Genomic DNA, 18,464 nt, shown 5'->3' with positions numbered 1-18,464 from the left:
TACCGTTACTGGCCATCGTTGGCTTCGGCCGGAGCAAAGACACTTCCCGGTCCGGCAAGCAAGGTGTTTCGGCCTGCCGATCGGATGTCAGCAGCGGCCACGCCGATCTTCTTCATCGCGGCGAAAGCCTCGAACTCGTCCCGGCCCTTCATGATGATTGAGACGTGACCGTCGGCCAGGGCATACTCGTCGGTCGGCCTCAGGGCGGCTGTGAAATCAATACCGTCAGGCACTTCAAACTGCGCAGGCACTTCGAACTGAACCAGGGTGGACAAGTCCGAGTGGAAGGCCCGTGGATCTCCGCCGTCGCGGCGCATCTTCGCTTCCTCCAAGAGCACCCCTGTGAGCAGCATGGTGGTGCGGTCCCAGGTAAAGCAGCGGGCCCATTCACGACACTCGCCGGAGACGATGATGGCTGCCTCGGGTTCGGTCAACTCAGTGACTGCATCAACCATGGCAGATCCGAAGTCCGTGGGATGGTCCACCAGCCATCCCGTACGGCCGTCCACTACCGAATCCCTGATTCCTGGAACCCGCAGCGCCAAGCACGGCACGCCCCAGGCTGCGGCCTCGATTACTGAACAACCCCAGCCTTCTGATGCCGACGTGGTGGCAGTCATCCATGCACGGCTCAACAGATTGTCCCGGACCTCGTTGGGCTGGTATCCGTGGAAAGTGATGGCATGGTCCAGGCCGAGGTCCATGGCCAGTTGCTGAAGCCGCGCCCGTTCGGGACCGTCCCCGACGATGTCCATCCGCAGGTTGGGAAGTCTACGCGCTGCCACGGCGAACTGGCCCAGCAGCAGGTCCAATCGCTTGTGGGGCACCAACCGGCTCACGACGGCGATAGTCGGCTCAGCGGCCCGCGCGGCGACCGTGGGCGGAATGTCGATGGTACCGTTCGGCACCACGTGGACGGGGCCCCTGAATCCAAGCTTTCGCAGTTCCATGCGCGTTGACGGCGATACCGCTACGATGGCGCGCTGCCCATACACGGTCTTGGCGCCACTGCTTTCGAGAAAGCGGCCTACAGCGGCCATGGGCGGGGAGAACCGGGTACGGAACTGCTCTTGGTGAACGTGGTGGACCAGTTGCACGATCGGGATGTCCCCGCGCAGGAACAACGGAGAAAAGAAGGGTATTCCGTTTTGGCAATCCACCACGGCGTCGAACTGGCCGTTGGTGCGCAGGAGCCTGAGTGCGGCCTGCCCATAGATTGAGAGTGCTCCGCCACCTCGCAATATACGGATGCCGTCAATGGTCTCCTCGGCTGACTGGCCGGTGTCGCGGCCGGTAAACCACGTGACACGAACTCCGTTGCTCACCCATCTGCGTGAGATCTCATGCATGTACTGCTCGGCGCCGCCTGCCTGAGCGTGCTTGATATCGCGCCAGTTGAGCACCAGTACATGCTTTCCAGCGAGCTGGGCCGGGGAGTTCAGCTCAGTGGAGCCGTCCGTCATGATGTTGCTTTCTGAAGTTGAATCACCGAGGCGAAGCTGGCCACTCCGTCCTGGAAGGGGCGGAACGTGGACTCAGCTCCATCGGTCCAGGCCACGGGGAGTTCCACAATGCTGGCGTCGTTGTCCTGGAGCCGAAGAAGCAGTTCCACATCGAAGGCGAAGCCCGTGCTGCGGCACTGCACCATGGCAGCGGTGAGGGCATCCCGTTCGAAAAACTTGAAGCCGCACTGGGTGTCCTGAATGCCTTTGACCTTCGATTTGGTCAGAGCCCGGAAGGCCGTGCCGCCCATTCGGCGCCCGATGTGCTGGGGCACAACAAACGTGGAACCTGGGGCGTGACGGGAGGCGATAACCGCTGCAGCGCCACCCGCGAGTTGTGCCATGGCTTCAGTGAGCGTTGCCAGCGGCGTGGCGAGATCGGCGTCAAAGAAGCCGGTGTACCTGGACGTCCCGCTGAGGAGGCCACGGCGGACAGCTGCCCCTTTTCCGCGACGGGAACACCCCAGCACTGAGATCGGCACTGCATCTCCCTTTTCCCGGGAGATCCGGCGGACAATCGCAGCAGTTTCATCCACGCTGCCGTTATCCACCACCACAATGCGTGAAGACCACGGCTGAACGGCCAGGAAGTCGACAGTCTGCGTCAGTGTGCTGGCGATTCTTCCTGCCTCGTTGTACGCAGGAATGATGACTTCGAGGTCTACATGGGAACGACGCAACGAGTCTGGATGTCGCCGGGCTTGTAGACGACCCCTCTTGCCGACATGGACACTGTGCGCGTGAAGCGGAACCATCTGAACCTCCAATATCCGGGAACGGGGACTAAATTCGTGCTCGCAATATATGCAGTGGGGTTACCACGCAAGTCATGACGCGAATCCGGGCGTTGTGCTCCATGTCATGGATTGATCCGGCTGCCAAAGGTGTCCCGGGCGCTCTGAGCGAAATTGCTGGTTCTGTGTCAGAGCCCGTCTATAGAGTGGCCACATGAGCCACACTTCTTCCGCGCCTGCCGCTGCCAAGGAACCCACAGTCCAGCCTCCTGTCGCCAAGCAGGTCCCCACCCGCCGCGAACACCATGGCGATGTCTTCGTGGACAACTACGAGTGGCTCAGGGATAAGGAATCGGCCGAGGTTGTTGACCATCTCAAGGCAGAGAACGCGTACCAGGAAGCGGTGACGGCGCACCAGGAACCGCTGCGCGAAGCGATGTTCCGGGAGATCAAGGGCCGCACCCAGGAAACGGATCTGTCCGTGCCCAGCCGCAAGGATGGCTGGTGGTATTACAGCCGTTCGGTGGAGGGCAAGGAGTACAGCATCCAGTGCCGCGTCCTAGGCGCCAACACGGGCGATCCTGTGGCGGACTGGACTCCCCCGGCGGTTGAAGCAGGCGTTGAGCTTCCCGGCGAGCAGGTGCTCCTGGACGGCAATATTGAAGCAGAGGGCCAGCCGTTCTTCAGCGTGGGTGGTGCCGCCGTTACTGTCGACGGCAACCTTTACGCCTACGCCGTGGACAACTCCGGAGACGAACGCTTCACCTTGCGGATCAAGGATCTGCGGACCGGCGAGCTTCTCCCGGACGTTATAGAGGACATCTTCTACGGGGTGGCTTTCTCCCCCGACGGCACCAGGCTCTTCTACACCGTGGTTGATGATTCGTGGCGGCCATACCAAGTAAAGGCCCACGTCCTGGGCACTCCTGTGTCTGAAGATGAGGTCCTCTACCAGGAGGACGACGTCGCCATGTGGCTCGGCTTCGACCTCTCGTCCGACCGCCGCCACCTGGTGCTCAGCATCGGCTGTTCCGAGTTCAGTGAAACGCGGCTGCTCCGCTTCGAAGATTACGACGCTGGCCTCAGCACCGTCATTTCCCGCGACCACCGTGTCCTCTACGAGGCCGAGCCCTTCCTCCTTGACGGCAAGGAAACACTGCTCCTGACCCACAACAAGGGTGCCACCAATTCGATGGTGAGCCTGGTGGATCCGGCAGAGCTCTCCAGGCCGCTCGCCGAGCAGGACTGGCGGACCGTCGTCGAGCATTCCGACGACGTTCGCGTCAACGGTGCTGGCGTGACGTCCACCCACTTGGTGTTGTCCGTCCGCAAGGACACCATCGAGCGCGTGCAGGTACTCCCGCTGGCGGGCCTGGGCACAGCTGCTCAAGGGGCTCCCGTGGAGCCAGCCTTCGATGAGGAGCTTTACACCGCGGGTGTATCCGGCTCCGATTACCAAGCTCCGGTGATCCGCATGGGCTATACCTCCTACTTCACGCCGTCGCGCGTCTACGACTTCGTCCTGCCTACCGCAGAACAGCCCGGCGGCGAGTTGCTGCTCCGCAAGGAAAGCCCGGTTCTGGGCGGCTACTCGGCTTCCGATTACGTCGCCACCCGTGAATGGGCCACGGCCGACGACGGCACACAGGTTCCGCTGTCAGTGCTGCGTCACGCATCGGTCCAGCAGGATGGCACGGCCGCCGGGTTGGTTTACGGTTATGGCTCCTACGAAATGAGCATGGATCCGGGCTTCGGAGTGGCCCGCTTGTCTCTTCTGGACCGCGGAATCGTCATGGTGATCGCCCACATTCGCGGCGGCGGTGAACTGGGACGCAAGTGGTACGAAGACGGCAAGAAACTCACCAAGAAGAACACCTTCACGGACTTCATCGCAGCCACGGACTGGCTGGCGGAGTCCGGTTGGGTCCACCCCACGCGTATTGCTGCCATGGGCGGATCCGCTGGCGGCCTGCTCATGGGCGCGGTCGCCAACATGGCCCCGGAAAAGTACGCCGCCATAGTGGCGCAGGTGCCGTTCGTGGACGCCTTGACCACCATCCTGGATCCTGAGCTTCCGCTATCCGCCCTGGAATGGGAGGAATGGGGCAACCCCATCACGGACCCGGAGGCCTACGAGTACATGAAGTCCTACACTCCGTACGAGAATGTGGGGACCGTGGCCTACCCCAAGATCGCCGCCGTCACCTCGTTCAACGACACGCGTGTGCTTTATGTGGAGCCCGCAAAGTGGGTCCAGGCGCTGCGCTCTGCGTCTACGGGGACCGAGCCGATCGTCATGAAAATCGAGATGGACGGCGGCCACGGCGGCGCATCGGGCCGCTATGTGCAGTGGCGCGAGCGGGCCTGGGACTACGCTTTCGTGGCCGACTCCCTTGGTGCCACGGAACTGCTTCCGGGCGCCGGCCTCAAGTAGCTACGCTCGGCGTGCCCGGAGCAATGCGTAGTAGCCAGGGATAAGGTCCGGGGATGACGGATTGCTCAGCGGGCGCGTCTCGATGCTCGCTGAGCCCTCTTCCACAAGGTTCCAGTCCGCCGTCGGGAAGGCCTTGGCCCGTTGCACGGCACCAAAGCGGCCAGGCATCGGAAGTCCCCGGATTGCCCCCTCGAGCGGCGCAGGAATCGAGTTTCGGGTTGCCCCGAGGTGGCTGACGTAGTCCACAGGCGTGCCAGGGAAGTTGGTCTCGGCCAGGAAAACGCCACCGCGGCTTCCGACGACGGGCAGAAGGTTCGCGGCCAAAGCGGACTGGCCGCTGCGGTCCAGTACGTGCAGGACACCTCGGATGAACACGTTTGCGTCCCCGGCCCAACCCGCAGCTTCAAGGGCCGTCGCCACGGCCTCGACGGCGCCAGTTGCCGTCATGTCACATACGGCGAATGACGCCGTCGTGATCCCTGCCGCTTCCTGGCGAGCGCGGTCCACGGCATTAGCGGAGTAGTCGAGCCCCAGCGCGTGTGGAAAATGCTGCGCCAGCAGCCGAGTGAAGCTACCGTTCCCACACCCGACGTCAACTATCGGGAGCGTGGGGTCCAGTTGCTTCAGCGTGGGGAGATAGCCATTGAGTTCATGGGAGCTTCCCGAATCCCACAGGACATCGCCCGTTGCGCCGGTTGAACGAACGTTTCCCCAGTACTGGTCCCAGGCTGTGAGCGGGTCTTTCGGGGCTGCAGAGGACAGCCTGATGAGGCGAGGTATCAGCAGGTACTTCCTGAGCGCGGAGAACATTCTCCAAATATATGGGGCTCTATGCCTCCACCAGCCACTCCAACGCTTCTGTTTCGGAGGTGAAGAACTTGGTGGGGCACGGCGGCTTCATGATGCCCAGGAAGAAGTTGGCGATGACCCTGTCCACTGGAGACGAACCCCACAGGGCGATGCGGGAAGCCTGGCAAGGTTTGGCAAACACTGATCGGGCGCCCCTGGTGACGTCGTCCGTAGTTGCCATGTCAACAATCATGGGATGCCGGTCCGAGCCGCAAATTTCGTTGACCCTGTCCATGGCCCTTTGGGCGTCCGGTTCCTTGATCCGGGCGCCACGCGGCCATGTCAGGCGCAGGATCCCAGGCTCTTCGAGTTCCAACTCGAATGTCACCTGTTGGTGGTCTTGCGGTGTCGCTGGGTGGTCCACGATTCTCCTCGCACTTTTCCAAACGGCTGCGGTGGAAATCCGGACTGGATCCCCCACACTCACTGCCTCAAGGCTGTCGAATCCGGGAGTCAAAGTAAAGGCGTGTCCCACGACTCAAAAAGCTTGTTTGGAGTTGGGCGGCCACTGGCCGCAATGCCGCTGATAGGGTGTTGCCAAATCCTGAAATATTGTGGACCAATGGTGGAACGGAAGGGGCTCAGTGGGCGAGACCGTTGCCGGTGAACAGCAGGCCTCCCGCTCGGCTGTCGTGGCGGACTCAGACCATGACCGTCTGGCGGCCACCACGTCCGTGCTTCATGCAGCGGGCTTCCAGGTTTTCCGTGCCACAGACACCGCCTCCATGGCCTTGCACCTCCAGCAACTCCGCCCTTCAGTGGTGGTGGCTGAGAATGCCCTTGCCCATGGACTTGGCAGTCCAGGGGTTCCTGTACTGCTGCTTCTTGGTGCTCAGGAGTCTGTGGACCTTGAGGAAGTGGAGTCCTGGCGCGTAGCTGACTACCTCATCAACCCGGTCCGGCCCGGGGAACTCGTCCACCGGGTTGAAACCTTGATCGGTCGCGCACGGGAGCGTGCACGCTCCCGTGGCGAAATCGAAGCACTGCGGGAAAGCCTCCGGAACGTCTCTTCGGCAATTCGGCAGACCAATGATCCGCAGCTGATCGCCGAGCACGTGGTTCGCGGTTTTGGCGAGGCCTTAGGCGCAGACCATGTTTGGTTCGCCACCTTCCGCGATGAACGCGTCCCCAGCATCCGCGCACAATGGAACCGTCCGGGACTTCCGCTGCTGCCGGCAAGGCTGGGCGATAGCGAAAACATCATCACCGAAACGGCCAACCGGCTCTGGGCCGAGGCGGACGTCCTCGCGGTAGCGGACCACCGGGAAGACCCTGACTCGAAGATCGCCAAAGCACTTCAGGAGTGGTCCGGCGAACTTAAACCCATATCCACTGTGCTGCTTCCTGTTGGCGAAGGCGCTTCCGCCATGGGCATCATCCTGTTGTCCACTGTGCAGGAGCGTCACGACTGGACGCGTGCCGAGATCGCCTTGATGCAGCACGTCGCCGGGAACGTAGCCCACGGGCTCATCCAAGGCCACCTCATCAGTGCCCAGCAGCGTGTCCTGCACCAGTTGAGGCAACTGGACAAGGCTAAGACCGATTTCCTGGCCACCGTCAACCATGAGCTACGGACACCCCTCACCTCCATCACCGCCTACCTGGATATGATCCAGGACGGCTCCGGAGGCCCGGTTCCCGAGGGCATCAGGAAAATGCTGGACGTCATTGCCCGCAACTCGGACCGCTTGCGCAGGCTGATTGAGGACATGCTCACAGTCTCCATGCAGGACGGCAGCAACCTGGACCTCAAGCCGGTCGACCTCGACAAGCTCCTGCAGGTGGTGGTGGCAACTCTCCAGCCGCTGGCAGAGTCGCGCCATGTTTCCGTGTCCTTTACGGAGGCGACCGAAGACATTGAAGTCACTGCCGATGAAGCAAAGCTTGAACAGGTGTTCACCAACATCGTGGCCAACGCCATCAAGTTCACTCCCGAGGGCGGCCGTGTTGGCATCACCAGCGCCATGGCAGCTTCCGAGAATGGCGGACGGGCAGCCCTTGTGCAAATCGAAGACAACGGCCTGGGCATCCCGGAACACGACCTCCCCCACATCCTGACGCGCTTCTACCGCGCATCCAACGCCACCTCTGCGGCAGTACCGGGCAGCGGATTGGGGCTGGCGATCGCAAACGACATCATCAGCCGCCATATGGGCCGCATGGCTTTTGACTCCATTTTGGGATCCGGGACCACGGTATCCGTGGAGTTGCCGGTGGGAGGACCGTAGGCTGGCTAGCTGTAACCGGCCGCTTCAGTGACAGGTTTCGGCTGCGCCCTCCGCGACTGTGACAGCGGTGTCATTGCCAGGCCCGGAAGATGTGATCTGTGGTCACTAATGCTCGACATGCAAAGAAACAAAACTGATGCCCCGGGCAGCAGCCCAGGGCATCAATTTAGCTCGTATGGCCTTGAGAGGCGCTCCCCCAATGTTTAGTTCGGCCACCAACCGATGCTGGTGGTGTTCGTCTTACCTGTGGTGGTGCTGTTCGGCCACCAGCCGATTGCCGTGCTGTCCTGCGTAGGCTCGGCATTAGCCGGAGCAGCGAATCCCGTTACTGCCAGAACCGCCGCCATGAGCAGGGTTGCCGCAAATTTTTTCATCCGCTATGCCCTTTCGTACTGATGCGAATTTATTGACTGTGACTTGAATAAAGTCACGGGGCAAACTATACGAGCTTTTCTTCCGCAATGACATGGATAATGGGCACATGCAAAGTCCTCACCTGGCCACCCACCTTGTTGCCGGACTCAATGCACGCGCCAAATGGAAGGCGCGGGACTTTGACGAGGCCTTCAAGATGGCTGCTGAGGCTGCGGAACTCGCCCGGGATGCCGGCGACGAACTGGCCTGGTGGAACATGCGTTACCTGCAGGCGGAGTGCCTCCGTGACCAAGGAACCATCGAGGAATACCTGGCACTGGCGACCTCCCTCAATGATCACAGCCTTACAGCTTCCTCAGCCGAGCTCGGTGCCAAGGCAGGAACAATGGTAGCCATCGGGCTGCAAGGCCTCGGCCGGCTTGCCGAAGCCGCAACCATGGCGGCCGACGCCGCAAAACTTGCCGCCACGGACCCGGATCTCCTCTACGTTCAGGTCCTTGCCCAACGCGCCCTCATCGCGGCCTTGGCTGAGAGCCGGCTGCTGGACGATGCGTGGCGGGAATGCCTTGTTCTTGAGACGTTGATTTCTGATGACATTGACGAAGACACCGCGGGCAAGGGTTACTGGGTGATCGGAAACGTTGCTTTCCTCGCTGATCGCGTTACAGATGGGGGCCGGTACCACGATCTGGCTGCCGAAAGGCTGTCACCGTCAAAGGACGTTGATTTGTGGGCTCGCTTCAACCGCGCCTCCGCGGAAATGCGGTTGCAGGCAAAACTCGGTGACGCGGCGACTCTTCGCTGCATTGAAAGGGCAGAGCTCGCTACCGATATTGTGGGCGGTTCCGAGCGGGATCATCTGGAAATGTCCTTGGTCCGCGCCCATTGGAATTACCTCGCCGGCGATATGCAGGAAGCCCTGGCGATCCTCGAACCCCTTTGCTCTCGTTCCTCCATTCTGGCTACCCAAACGTCCGCCGAAGCCCATTTTCTGTTCGGACGGACCTTGCTGGCGTCCGAGCGGCATGAAGAAGGCATGGCTGCTTTCGAAGAAGCAGCAAAGCTCTTCGACCAAGCGGCCCTGCCCGAGCGCAGCGCAGCCGTTCGCGAGCATCTTCGGCAAAGCGTCCGGGGCGGGCCGCACGGGGAGTGAGCATGGCTGACTCAGAAATGTACTCCGCGAATGACCCCCGTTTGGGGCTCCTCTTGGAAGGCATCGTCAGGTTGGCGGCCGGAGACCTGAACACCAGGATCCGGGTCTCCGAGGCACGCGACGAGATTGACGCCGTGATCATGGGCACCAACCTCTTGGCCGAAGATCTCCAGATCGTCTATGAAGAGCTGGAGCAAAGGGTGCAAGCCCGGACACAACAGCTTCACGAAGCGCACCTTGCGATGCAGCGCATGGCCATGACGGATCCCCTGACGGGCTTGAACAACCGCTCCGCTTTCGCCACCGCCCTGAGCGAGGCGCAAGCGAACGGCGTGCAGGGCAACAAACGGCCGGGGATCCTCCTGCTGGATATGGATGGCTTCAAGGCCATCAATGATTCACTTGGCCACACCATCGGTGACAAGGTCCTGGAAACAGTGGCGAACCGTATCAGCGGTGCGGTCCGCGAGCAGGACATGGTTGCCCGCATGGGCGGCGACGAGTTCGCTGTCCTGCTTCCGGAGGTGACCCCTGCGGAGGCCAGCGCCATTGGCAGCCGAATCCTCGCCGCGGTGGTGGGGGCGATGGAGATTGAGGGCCAACACCTCCGCTGCGGGGTCAGCATGGGGCTCCGGATGGCCGATCCCGGCCAGCGCGCAGAAGAGCTCATGATGGAAGCGGACATCGCCATGTACGAGTCCAAGGCGGACGGGCGCGGCAAGCTCAAGGTGTTCGCCCCTGACATGCTGCTGGCCCGGCAAATGCGGAACCAACTGGTGGGCGAGCTCAAAGAAGCGATCACCGATTCTCAGCTGGTGCTCCATTACCAGCCCATCATCAGGCTGGATACCCGCGAGATTGAGGGGGTGGAAGCCCTGGTCCGCTGGAACCACCCCACCCGTGGAATCATCATGCCGGATGAGTTCATTCCCATTGCCGAGGAAACGGGAATGATCTCCGATCTGGGAGGCTGGGTGCTCCGCACCGCCGTCGAGCAGTTGAAGCAATGGCGTACCGACCCTCTGACGGCGGGCCACAACTTCAGCATGCGCATCAACGTTTCAGCAGCGGACCTGCAGCGTCTTGAGTTCATTGAAGACGTTCGCGAGGCGCTGGTTTCAGCCGACCTGGACCCGTCGCTACTGGTCCTGGAGCTGACCGAGAGCGCCGTGATCCAAGGCAACGACCTGGACCGCTACACGCTTAACAGCCTGCGCCGCCTTGGCGTGGGACTGGAAATTGACGATTTCGGCACCGGCTATTCCTCCATCAGCTACCTTCGCCAACTGCCCGTGGATACGGTCAAAGTGGATCGGACGCTGCTCTCCGCCCTGGGCAGCGACCCTTCGCAGCCAGCCCTTCTCGCCGCCGTACTGCAGCTCATCCGGGCCTGCGGCCTGGCTGCTGTGTGGGAGGGCGTGGAAACCGCCGAGCAGGCCGAGTACCTCCTGAGCATCGGGTGCACCAGCGGCCAAGGCTACTACTTCAGCCGTCCTTTGCCTGCAGCGCAATTGACCGAACAACTGAAACACCACAAGACGTGGCCCGTCAGCTGATTTTCCGGGTCCACGGATGGTGCCGTGTGCGCCACTCCGAGTCCAGAATCGCGTAAATGTTCTCGGTGGCCCACTGGCCTTTGTAGTGCCAGTTGTCCACCAAGGTGGCTTCGAGCCGCATGCCCAGCCGTTTGCAGATGCCAGCAGAACCGGCGTTGAGTGCATCCAGCTTTGCGTCGATGCGATGGAAGGCCAGTTTCTCGAAAGCCAGCTTCATGACGGCTTCCGCAGCCTCCGTGGCAATGCCGTGGCCACGCGCCTCCGGATGCAGTATCCAGCCCAGCTCACCTTGTCCGGTACCCTCCAACCACTTCAGCACTACCTCGCCCATCAGGCCGGGGTGGTCCTTGCGCTCGATGGCAAGGCACACCCAGTCGCCTTCCTGGTTGAACTCGAAGTTGGCGTACCTGCCGAGGACCTCCATGGACTTGGTCTTGGTCAGCTCGTTGCGCAGGAGGTACCGGGCAGTTTCGGGAAGTGACTGATAACCGTGGAACCGTTCAAGGTCCTCGGCCTCGAACCGCCGCAGGATAAGTCGATCGGTGATGATGGGAAGCTCAATTTCGGGCATGACTCCGAGGCTACTAGGTACGGGCGAATCATGGTCCAGTCTTGACACGTGGCGCGATCTGGGATTACCTAATGAACATTCGGTAAATAAAGCTGGAGGCAATGACGCATGGTTGAAACAACCCTCTCCGGTGCACAGCACCACATCCTGACGAACGACTACGCGTCCGAATGGATGGGCATCGAGGTCCTCAAGCTCGACGACGGCCACGCCACCATCCGCATGCATCTCCGCCAGGAAATGCTCAATGGGTTCGGCATGGCACACGGCGGAATGATCTTCGCCTTCGGCGACACCGCCTTCGCACTGGCCTGCAACCCGGCCAACCCCACGCCAAAGCAAGCCGCCAACATCACGGTGGCGTCCGGCGTCGATATCAACTTCATCAAGCCGGCGTTCCAGGGCCAGGTGATCACCGCCGTCGCAAACCGCCGCGCGAGCACCGGCCGAAGCGGCCTTTACGACATCCAGATATATGCGGCTTCCCCGGACGAAGACGCCTCTGATCCCACAGCTTCCGATCCCGCCAGCGGGGAGCTCATCGCTGAGTTCCGTGGCCGCAGCCGCACCATCTCCAAGAAGTAGGAAACCCATGACGCAGAACACCGTGGCCGCACCCGCAGCATCCTCAACCAAGGAAACCGCCCCAGTGCTTGACCGTGAAGAAACCATCTCCCGCGACGAACTCGAGGCCTTGCAGCTCACTCGCCTCCAGCACACGGTGGCGTACGCCTACGATCGCGTGCCGCTGTACAAGCGCAAGTTCGACGAAGCAGGCGTGCACCCCACGGATCTCCGCGAGCTGAGCGACCTCGGCAAGTTCCCCTACACCACCAAGGAAGACCTCCGGCTGGAGTACCCCTTTGGTATGTTCGCCGTCCCGCAGGATCAGGTGGCGCGAATTCATGCGAGCTCCGGCACCACCGGCCGCCCCACCGTTGTTGGCTACACCAAGAACGACCTCGCCAACTGGGCAACCCTGGTTGCACGCTCCTTCCGCGCCTCCGGCGTCCGGCCCGGGATGAAAGTCCACAACGCCTACGGCTATGGCCTGTTCACCGGCGGCCTCGGCGCGCACGCGGGTGCTGAAGCGCTCGGTTGCACCGTCATCCCCATCTCCGGCGGTCAGACCGAACGCCAGATCCAGCTCATCCAGGACTTCAAACCGGACGCCATCCTGGCCACTCCCACCTACCTGCTCACCATCGCCGATGCCATGCAACACCAAGGCATCGACCCCACGTCCACCTCGCTCAAGTACGCCGTCCTGGGCGCCGAACCGTGGACCGAAGAAATGCGTCACGAGCTTGAAACCACCATGAACATCAAAGCCTCGGACATCTACGGGCTCTCCGAAGTCATGGGCCCGGGCGTCGCCGGCGAAGCTGTTGAAACGCAGGACGGCTGCCACATCTGGGAGGACCACTTCCGCCCCGAGATCATCGATCCGTTCGACCACTCGACCGTGCTGGCCGACGGCGAACCCGGCGAACTCGTCTTCACTTCCCTCACCAAGGAAGCGTTGCCGATCATCCGGTACCGCACCAAGGACCTCACCCGCCTGCTGCCGGGCACCGCACGGCCCGCGCACCGCCGCATGGGCCGTATCACCGGCCGCAGCGACGACATGATCATCCTGCGCGGCGTGAACCTGTTCCCGTCACAGATCGAGGAAATCGCGCTGCGCATCCCCGAGCTCAGCCCGCACTTCCAGCTCGAAATTACCCGCCCCGAAGGCAAACGCATGGATTCCCTGACCGTGAAGATCGAGCGCCGCGAAAATGTTCCGTCCGAGGCAGGTACGACGGCGGCACACACCTTGCGTGAACAGATCAAGATTCATGTCGGGTCATCTTGCGTGGTTGACGTTGTAGAGCCCGGTTCCCTTGAGCGGTCCAACGGTAAGCTCCGCCGGATTTACGACATGCGCCCCAAGGGCTGAACGCGTTCACCCGTAGAGATCGTGAGAAAATGCCAGCATGCCTACTGAGACCACCACCAAGCGCGGACGGCCCGGTTATGACCAGCAGTCGGTGCTCCGCATCGCCGTCGACGTCTTCAACCGCCACGGGTACGACGCTACGTCCATGGGCATCCTGGCCGAAAACCTCGGGATCTCGAAGTCAGCCATCTACCACCACGTGCCGTCCAAGGGCGATCTTCTGAAGCTCGCCCTTGACCACGCATTGGGAGGGCTGGAAGCCATCCTGGAGGAGCCGGCCGCTACGTCCGGGCCCGCCGATGCTCGGCTGGAGTTCGTGCTGCGGCAGACCATTGCGGTGCTGGTGGACAGGCTCCCGTTCGTGACCCTGCTGCTGCGATTGCGGGGCAACACGGAGATCGAGCGTGATGCACTGGAACGTCGTCGCGCCTTCGACCACAAGGTGGCCGAGCTGATTGCCGCTGCCCGGGAAGATGGCTCGCTGCGCCAGGACATCGATCCGCGCACCGTCACACGCCTCCTGTTCGGTACCATCAACTCGATCGTGGAGTGGTACAAGCCGGGCGGCTCGCTATCCCCGGAGAAGCTCGCCGACGACGTCATCACCATGGCCTTCGACGGCCTCCACACGGCCGCCTGACCGTCTCTCACATCCCCCGGGCTTCCCGCCGACCCTCTCTCACATCCCCCGGGCTTCCCGCCGATCGTCTCTCACATCCCTCGGCCTCCCGGCTTTCGGCCGATCGTCCAAGAGCCGGATCCGCCGGCGGACACCCCTCCTGACCATTGATCCCCCGAACGCGAAACGCCCTCCCACGTAACGTGGAAAGGCGTTTCGTCGTAGGTAGAGAGCCACTCCCTCAAACCCGCGGAACGTGAGAGAGCGACACCCTCAAACCCGCGGAACGTGAGAGAGCGACACCCTCAAACCCGCGGAACGTGAGAGAGGGTTATTTCTCTACGAGGGTGAGGACGTCGTACGTGGCCACGATTTCGTCGTTCTGATTGGTCAGGACGGCGTCCCAGGCCACCTCACCGTATTCGTCGGTCTCGCGGGGGGTGATCTTCTTGGCCGTCAGCGTGACCCGGATGGAGTCGCCGGCTGCAACAGGGGTGATGAAGCGCAGGTTCTCCAAGCCATAGTTGGCCAGTACGGGACCCGGAGCTGGCTCAACAAAGAGCCCGGCAGCCCAGCTCAAAAGCAAGTAACCGTGGGCCACAATACCGGGGAAGAACGGGTTGGCCTCGGCGGCTTCCTGGTTGGTGTGTGCGTAGAAGGTGTCACCCGTCGAGTTCGCGAAGGCGGTGATGTCCTCAAGCTTGACCTCGCGAAGGTCCGAGCGAACAGCGTCACCGATGCGGAGGGTGGAGAGGTGCTTCCGGAACGGGTGCTCCCCCTCGGTTTCTACGGTGAAGTTCCGGTCAGCGCCCGTGTGCCAGAGGCCCGTAACGGCGGTCAGCATGTTGGGGGAACCCTGAATGGCCGTGCGCTGCATGTGGTGCAGGACGGATCGGATGCCGCCCAGCTCCTCGCCGCCACCTGCGCGGCCGGGACCGCCGTGAACCAAGTGTGGGACCGGGGAACCGTGGCCGGTGGACGAGCGCGCGTCTTCGCGATTGAGCATGTGAATGCGGCCGTGGTGGGCAGCGATGCCCAGCACCAGTTCCTGCGCCACGGAAGGATCGTTGGTGCACACCGATGCCACAAGGGAGCCAGAGCCGCGGGCTGCCAGACGGATGGCATCGGCGAGATCCGAGTACCCGATCACCGAGGACACCGGCCCGAAAGCTTCGAGTGAGTGGACCTCTTCGGCTTCAGCGTCTGCCCAGCTCAGGAGGACCGGCGACATGAAGGCACCGTCTTCCACTACGCCCACGCCGCCCCCAACGGAGGTGACCGACGGCGAATCGAGAGATCCGTACGCAAGCTCACCACCGGCGTCGAGCATTGACTGAACTGCCGCACGGACGTCGGCGAGCTGTTCCAGCGACGCCAAGGCGCCCATGGTGACGCCATCGGCGCGCGGGTCGCCAACCACGACGCGTTCGTTGATTCGCGCACCGACGGCAGCAGCGACGTCGGCCGTCAGCTCCTGCGGGACGATAACGCGGCGGATGGCGGTGCACTTTTGGCCGGCTTTGACGGTCATCTCAGTGACCACCGCCTTGATGAAAGCGTCGAACTCCGGGGTGCCCGGGACGGCGTCGGGCCCGAGGATGGCGGCGTTGAGGGAGTCGGTCTCGGAGGTGAAGCGGATGCCGCCCTGCACCACGTTCTTGTGGCCCTTGAGCGAGTTGGCAGTGGATGCTGAGCCGGTGAACGAAACGAGGTCGCGGTAGTCGAGCTCATCAAGGATGGTGCGGGCAGAACCGGAGATCAGCTGAAGGGAGCCTGCCGGGAGAATTCCCGACTCGACGATTGCCTTGACCGCCGCAGCGGCAACGTAACCCGTGGGCGTGGCCGGCTTCACGATGGTGGGGACGCCGGCGAGGAACGCCGGAGCGAACTTTTCCAGCATGCCCCAGACCGGGAAGTTGAACGCGTTGATCTGGACTGCGACGCCGGGAATCCTGGTGTAGATGTGCTCGGCGACGAACGATCCGTCCTTGGACAACGTCTCCATGGGACCGTCCACCACAACCTGTGAGTTGGGCAGCTCGCGGCGGCCCTTGGAGCCGAACGTGAAGAGCACACCGATGCCGCCATCGATATCGATCATGTTGTCGATCTTGGTGGCACCGCTCTGCGAAGAGGATTCGTATAGTTCCTCGCGGCGGCCGTTGAGGTACATGGCAAGCTCTTTGAGCTTGAGCGCGCGCTGGTGGAACGTCAGCTTCCCAAGTTCAGTTTGCCCGGTGGTGCGGCCGTAATTTACGACGGCGGCGAGGTCCAGTCCGTCGGTGCTGACGTTGGCCAGCACTTCTCCGGTGCTGGCATCACGGACCGGGACTTTCCTGGCTTCGGCTGCCGGCGTCCACCAAGCATCCTGGACATAGCTGGGGACGGTTGCAACGGCTGTGGTTTCCGGGGCGACTGCGGTAGTGGTCATCGTCGACGGGTCCTTCCAAGGCACGTGAAATCGGCACGGTCCCTGCTGACTGGAGTCAACATTACTGACCGGCCGTTCGGTAATATATACAGGGTACATGAATGCCCGGTGGAGTACAGCAGGAATTTTGCTGCTTGGTTGGAACACAACGAAGGGCCGGCCTCCCTGGTGGGAGACCGACCCTTACTTGTACAGGCTTGCGACCGGTGACTCGGTTAGATGGCGCCGAACTTTGCGTCAAACCTGAACATGAATGCTGCCATCGCATCTCGGTTCACGGGCAGCAGCGGCTTGAAGGACTTGCCAGCTGATTCGGCCCAACCCGTGGAGATGCCCTGAGCTGCAAGCCAGGTGATCTCCTTGTAGAACTGAGCGCCGACAGGAACATCAACGAACGGCGAAGTTGCCGGCGCCGTGAACTCGGGCTGCTCAGCCAAGCGGTACATGAAAGCAGCCATGGCATCTCGGTTTACAGGCTGCAGGGGCCGGTAGGTCTTGGTCTTGTCAGCCTCTTCCCAACCCGTGGAGATGCCCTTGTCAGCAAGCCAGGTGATCTCCTTGTAGAACTTGGCGTCCGTGGGGAGGTCAGCGAAGGGAGAAACAGCAGGCGGCGTGAACTCAGGCTCACCCGACAACCGGTACATGAACGCAGCCATGGCGTCACGATTCACCGGGGTCAGGGGCTGGTAAGTCCTGGACCCATTGGCTTCCCAACCGGTGGAGATTCCTTCGTTGGCCAACCAGAGGATTTCATTCTGGAACTGGGCGCCTAGGGGAACATCGTCAAAGCCTCGGGTACCCTGCGTCGCAGTCGCGTAGCTCAGCGTGCCAAGATCCGTATTCTGGCCTACGAAAGAGGAAACGGACCGGGCGTTGGCCTCTGCGAGAACGTTGCCGGAGAAGATCGGACCGGACTCACCAGCAGGTTCCGCTGAGACAAAGTAGAGTCCCGTGGTCAGGCCGGTGACCTTGAAGGTCCCGTCCGCTGCGGTGTAGGAGAATCGGGTAACAAGAGACTCGTCCTTGGTGTAAACGTTGACCCGCACACCGCTCAGGGGAGTACCAGTAGAGCCCAGAACCTTCCCGGTCAGCGTCCCGCCCTGGCGAACGGTTGCGTTGACGCTGGAAACGGTCTGGCCGGCGGCTACAGTCACGGGAGTCGCGTTAGCCGCGCCCCCGGACTCCGGGAGGTTCTTATACAACTGCGCCTCGTAATTGGAGACGAACCCCTTGGTCCGGTTGAACTGAACCTTGTACGTACCCGGCAACAGGTTCTTCAGCGCGTAGGTGGTCTGCGACGTTTCCATGACCGTAGACGCTGCAACAGTGCCGTCTTGGGCAATGGCAGTAATACTCATGCCCGGACCACTCATCGTGGGGCCCGGAGCAGGTGCGCCCGCGATGGAACCCGCGATAGTGGCGGCCGCGACGGCAGAGTCCTGAATGCCAGCGAGCTGCTCCCCTTCAGTCACTGTCACCGACGGCGAGGCGTCGATTCCTGAGACACCGCCATGCCACATGTTCGCCCACCCGTTCTGGGCTTGGAACTGAATCTTGTAAGTGCCCGGCGCGAGGCCACCGATGACGTAATTTCCGGTGTTCGAGCTTTGGAGAAAGGCGGTTCCCGCATAACCGCTGTTCGCGTAATCGGGGCCCTTGATGGCATTGACCTGACCGGCAAAGGCTGCAGAGCCAGCCGGAACGGAGATCTTTCCGGAAATGACGGCTGCTGGCTTCAGGGTCTGGTTGATTCCCGTAGTGGTGGCACCCTCTGAAACGCTGACGAGTGTTTTTGAACCATCCGGAGAGGTTGAGTAATAACCACTGACCACCGGCGACGGCGACTCGAAGTAAGAGAAACTCACCCAAAGGTTACCCGGCTCTAGCCCGCTGACCGTAAACGTTCCATCTGCGGATGCGCTGGCTGTTCGATAGCTCCCAACTTCCGGGCCGGCGAAAACAGTAATCTTTGATGCGTCAACCCCGGACGGAACAATCACTTTTCCGGAGATCGCACCGGCCAGCTGCATCGTTTGGTTGATACCAGTGACGCTCACACCAGCTGCGACT

Annotated in this window: 15 protein-coding genes; 7 read left to right on the top strand and 8 right to left on the bottom strand. The window is 62.0% G+C overall.

From position 1 onward, the window contains the following. Nucleotides 1–5: 5 nt before the first annotated feature. On the bottom strand, nt 6–1,463 hold the full coding sequence (locus ACZ881_RS08360; protein WP_476114141.1) for a glycosyltransferase family 4 protein: 1,458 nt from the start codon (nt 1,461–1,463) through the stop codon (nt 6–8). Continuing rightward, the gene (locus ACZ881_RS08355; protein WP_476114138.1) at nt 1,460–2,182 is read right to left on the bottom strand and encodes a glycosyltransferase; all 723 of its coding nucleotides are present in this window, start codon (nt 2,180–2,182) and stop codon (nt 1,460–1,462) included. Before ACZ881_RS08355 ends, ACZ881_RS08360 begins: the two co-directional genes overlap by 4 nt. A 268-nt stretch (nt 2,183–2,450) precedes the next feature. Between ACZ881_RS08355 and ACZ881_RS08350 the strand changes: the two genes are divergently transcribed. Further along, nucleotides 2,451–4,670 (top strand): S9 family peptidase, encoded by a 2,220-nt coding sequence (locus ACZ881_RS08350; RefSeq protein ID WP_476114136.1) that lies wholly within the window; start codon nt 2,451–2,453, stop codon nt 4,668–4,670. Here the strand turns inward: ACZ881_RS08350 and ACZ881_RS08345 are convergent, their stop codons facing one another. Beyond that, nucleotides 4,671–5,480: a class I SAM-dependent methyltransferase gene (locus ACZ881_RS08345; RefSeq protein ID WP_476114133.1), complete on the bottom strand. Its 810-nt coding sequence runs from the start codon at nt 5,478–5,480 to the stop codon at nt 4,671–4,673. A gap of 19 nt (nt 5,481–5,499) precedes the next feature. After that, a complete protein-coding gene (locus tag ACZ881_RS08340) occupies nt 5,500–5,883 on the bottom strand; it encodes a DUF7793 family protein (protein ID WP_091470568.1) in 384 nt (127 codons plus the stop codon). 220 nt (nt 5,884–6,103) lie between these two features. Here ACZ881_RS08340 and ACZ881_RS08335 point away from each other — a divergent pair, with 220 nt between their 5' ends. After that, the gene (locus ACZ881_RS08335; RefSeq protein ID WP_476114129.1) at nt 6,104–7,747 is read left to right on the top strand and encodes an ATP-binding protein; all 1,644 of its coding nucleotides are present in this window, start codon (nt 6,104–6,106) and stop codon (nt 7,745–7,747) included. A gap of 203 nt (nt 7,748–7,950) precedes the next feature. On the opposite strand, the gene ACZ881_RS08330 is transcribed toward ACZ881_RS08335, so the two are convergent. Next, on the bottom strand, nt 7,951–8,121 hold the full coding sequence (locus tag ACZ881_RS08330; protein ID WP_017199100.1) for a hypothetical protein: 171 nt from the start codon (nt 8,119–8,121) through the stop codon (nt 7,951–7,953). Between the two features lie 107 nt (nt 8,122–8,228). Here ACZ881_RS08330 and ACZ881_RS08325 point away from each other — a divergent pair, with 107 nt between their 5' ends. Both ACZ881_RS08325 and ACZ881_RS08320 read left to right on the top strand, forming a co-directional pair. Beyond that, nucleotides 8,229–9,275 carry a hypothetical protein gene (locus ACZ881_RS08325; protein WP_178995077.1) on the top strand — a complete coding sequence of 349 codons (1,047 nt, stop codon included), beginning with the start codon at nt 8,229–8,231 and terminating at the stop codon, nt 9,273–9,275. A gap of 2 nt (nt 9,276–9,277) precedes the next feature. Beyond that, nucleotides 9,278–10,831 (top strand): putative bifunctional diguanylate cyclase/phosphodiesterase, encoded by a 1,554-nt coding sequence (locus tag ACZ881_RS08320; protein ID WP_476114125.1) that lies wholly within the window; start codon nt 9,278–9,280, stop codon nt 10,829–10,831. On the opposite strand, the gene ACZ881_RS08315 is transcribed toward ACZ881_RS08320, so the two are convergent. Continuing rightward, a complete protein-coding gene (locus ACZ881_RS08315) occupies nt 10,824–11,402 on the bottom strand; it encodes a GNAT family N-acetyltransferase (protein ID WP_091470562.1) in 579 nt (192 codons plus the stop codon). The two genes, ACZ881_RS08320 and ACZ881_RS08315, sit on opposite strands and share 8 nt — an antisense overlap. Nucleotides 11,403–11,510: 108 nt before the next feature. On the opposite strand from ACZ881_RS08315, the gene ACZ881_RS08310 reads away from it, so the two are divergent. Genes ACZ881_RS08310 through ACZ881_RS08300 form a run of 3 tightly spaced genes read left to right on the top strand, consistent with a single transcriptional unit; the run spans nt 11,511 to nt 13,984 of the window. Further along, nucleotides 11,511–11,987: a hotdog fold thioesterase gene (locus ACZ881_RS08310; protein ID WP_091470560.1), complete on the top strand. Its 477-nt coding sequence runs from the start codon at nt 11,511–11,513 to the stop codon at nt 11,985–11,987. Nucleotides 11,988–11,994: 7 nt separating this feature from the next. Further along, nucleotides 11,995–13,344: a phenylacetate--CoA ligase PaaK gene (gene paaK / locus ACZ881_RS08305; RefSeq protein ID WP_091470559.1), complete on the top strand. Its 1,350-nt coding sequence runs from the start codon at nt 11,995–11,997 to the stop codon at nt 13,342–13,344. 37 nt (nt 13,345–13,381) lie between these two features. After that, nucleotides 13,382–13,984 (top strand): TetR/AcrR family transcriptional regulator, encoded by a 603-nt coding sequence (locus tag ACZ881_RS08300; protein ID WP_091470557.1) that lies wholly within the window; start codon nt 13,382–13,384, stop codon nt 13,982–13,984. A 310-nt stretch (nt 13,985–14,294) separates the two neighbouring features. Here the strand turns inward: ACZ881_RS08300 and paaZ are convergent, their stop codons facing one another. Beyond that, the gene (gene paaZ / locus ACZ881_RS08295) at nt 14,295–16,394 is read right to left on the bottom strand and encodes a phenylacetic acid degradation bifunctional protein PaaZ (protein ID WP_476114118.1); all 2,100 of its coding nucleotides are present in this window, start codon (nt 16,392–16,394) and stop codon (nt 14,295–14,297) included. Between the two features lie 215 nt (nt 16,395–16,609). Then, nucleotides 16,610–18,424 (bottom strand): S-layer homology domain-containing protein, encoded by a 1,815-nt coding sequence (locus tag ACZ881_RS08290; protein ID WP_476115022.1) that lies wholly within the window; start codon nt 18,422–18,424, stop codon nt 16,610–16,612. Between the last annotated feature and the right edge of the window lie 40 nt (nt 18,425–18,464).

It is taken from the genome of Paenarthrobacter sp. TE3676 (genome assembly GCF_056279165.1).
This window is presented reverse-complemented; position numbering and strand designations above follow the sequence as displayed.

What these genes read in the sequence shown, in the direction of transcription:
- ACZ881_RS08320 (WP_476114125.1), top strand. Translation starts at nt 9,278, where the DNA reads ATGGCTGACTCAGAAATGTACTCCGCGAATGACCCCCGTTTGGGGCTC.
- ACZ881_RS08330 (WP_017199100.1), bottom strand. Translation starts at nt 8,121, where the DNA reads ATGAAAAAATTTGCGGCAACCCTGCTCATGGCGGCGGTTCTGGCAGTA.
- paaZ (WP_476114118.1), bottom strand. Translation starts at nt 16,394, where the DNA reads ATGACCACTACCGCAGTCGCCCCGGAAACCACAGCCGTTGCAACCGTC.
- ACZ881_RS08310 (WP_091470560.1), top strand. Translation starts at nt 11,511, where the DNA reads ATGGTTGAAACAACCCTCTCCGGTGCACAGCACCACATCCTGACGAAC.
- ACZ881_RS08315 (WP_091470562.1), bottom strand. Translation starts at nt 11,402, where the DNA reads ATGCCCGAAATTGAGCTTCCCATCATCACCGATCGACTTATCCTGCGG.
- ACZ881_RS08360 (WP_476114141.1), bottom strand. Translation starts at nt 1,463, where the DNA reads ATGACGGACGGCTCCACTGAGCTGAACTCCCCGGCCCAGCTCGCTGGA.
- ACZ881_RS08325 (WP_178995077.1), top strand. Translation starts at nt 8,229, where the DNA reads ATGCAAAGTCCTCACCTGGCCACCCACCTTGTTGCCGGACTCAATGCA.
- ACZ881_RS08290 (WP_476115022.1), bottom strand. Translation starts at nt 18,424, where the DNA reads ATGCAGCTGGCCGGTGCGATCTCCGGAAAAGTGATTGTTCCGTCCGGG.
- ACZ881_RS08300 (WP_091470557.1), top strand. Translation starts at nt 13,382, where the DNA reads ATGCCTACTGAGACCACCACCAAGCGCGGACGGCCCGGTTATGACCAG.
- ACZ881_RS08350 (WP_476114136.1), top strand. Translation starts at nt 2,451, where the DNA reads ATGAGCCACACTTCTTCCGCGCCTGCCGCTGCCAAGGAACCCACAGTC.
- paaK (WP_091470559.1), top strand. Translation starts at nt 11,995, where the DNA reads ATGACGCAGAACACCGTGGCCGCACCCGCAGCATCCTCAACCAAGGAA.
- ACZ881_RS08345 (WP_476114133.1), bottom strand. Translation starts at nt 5,480, where the DNA reads ATGTTCTCCGCGCTCAGGAAGTACCTGCTGATACCTCGCCTCATCAGG.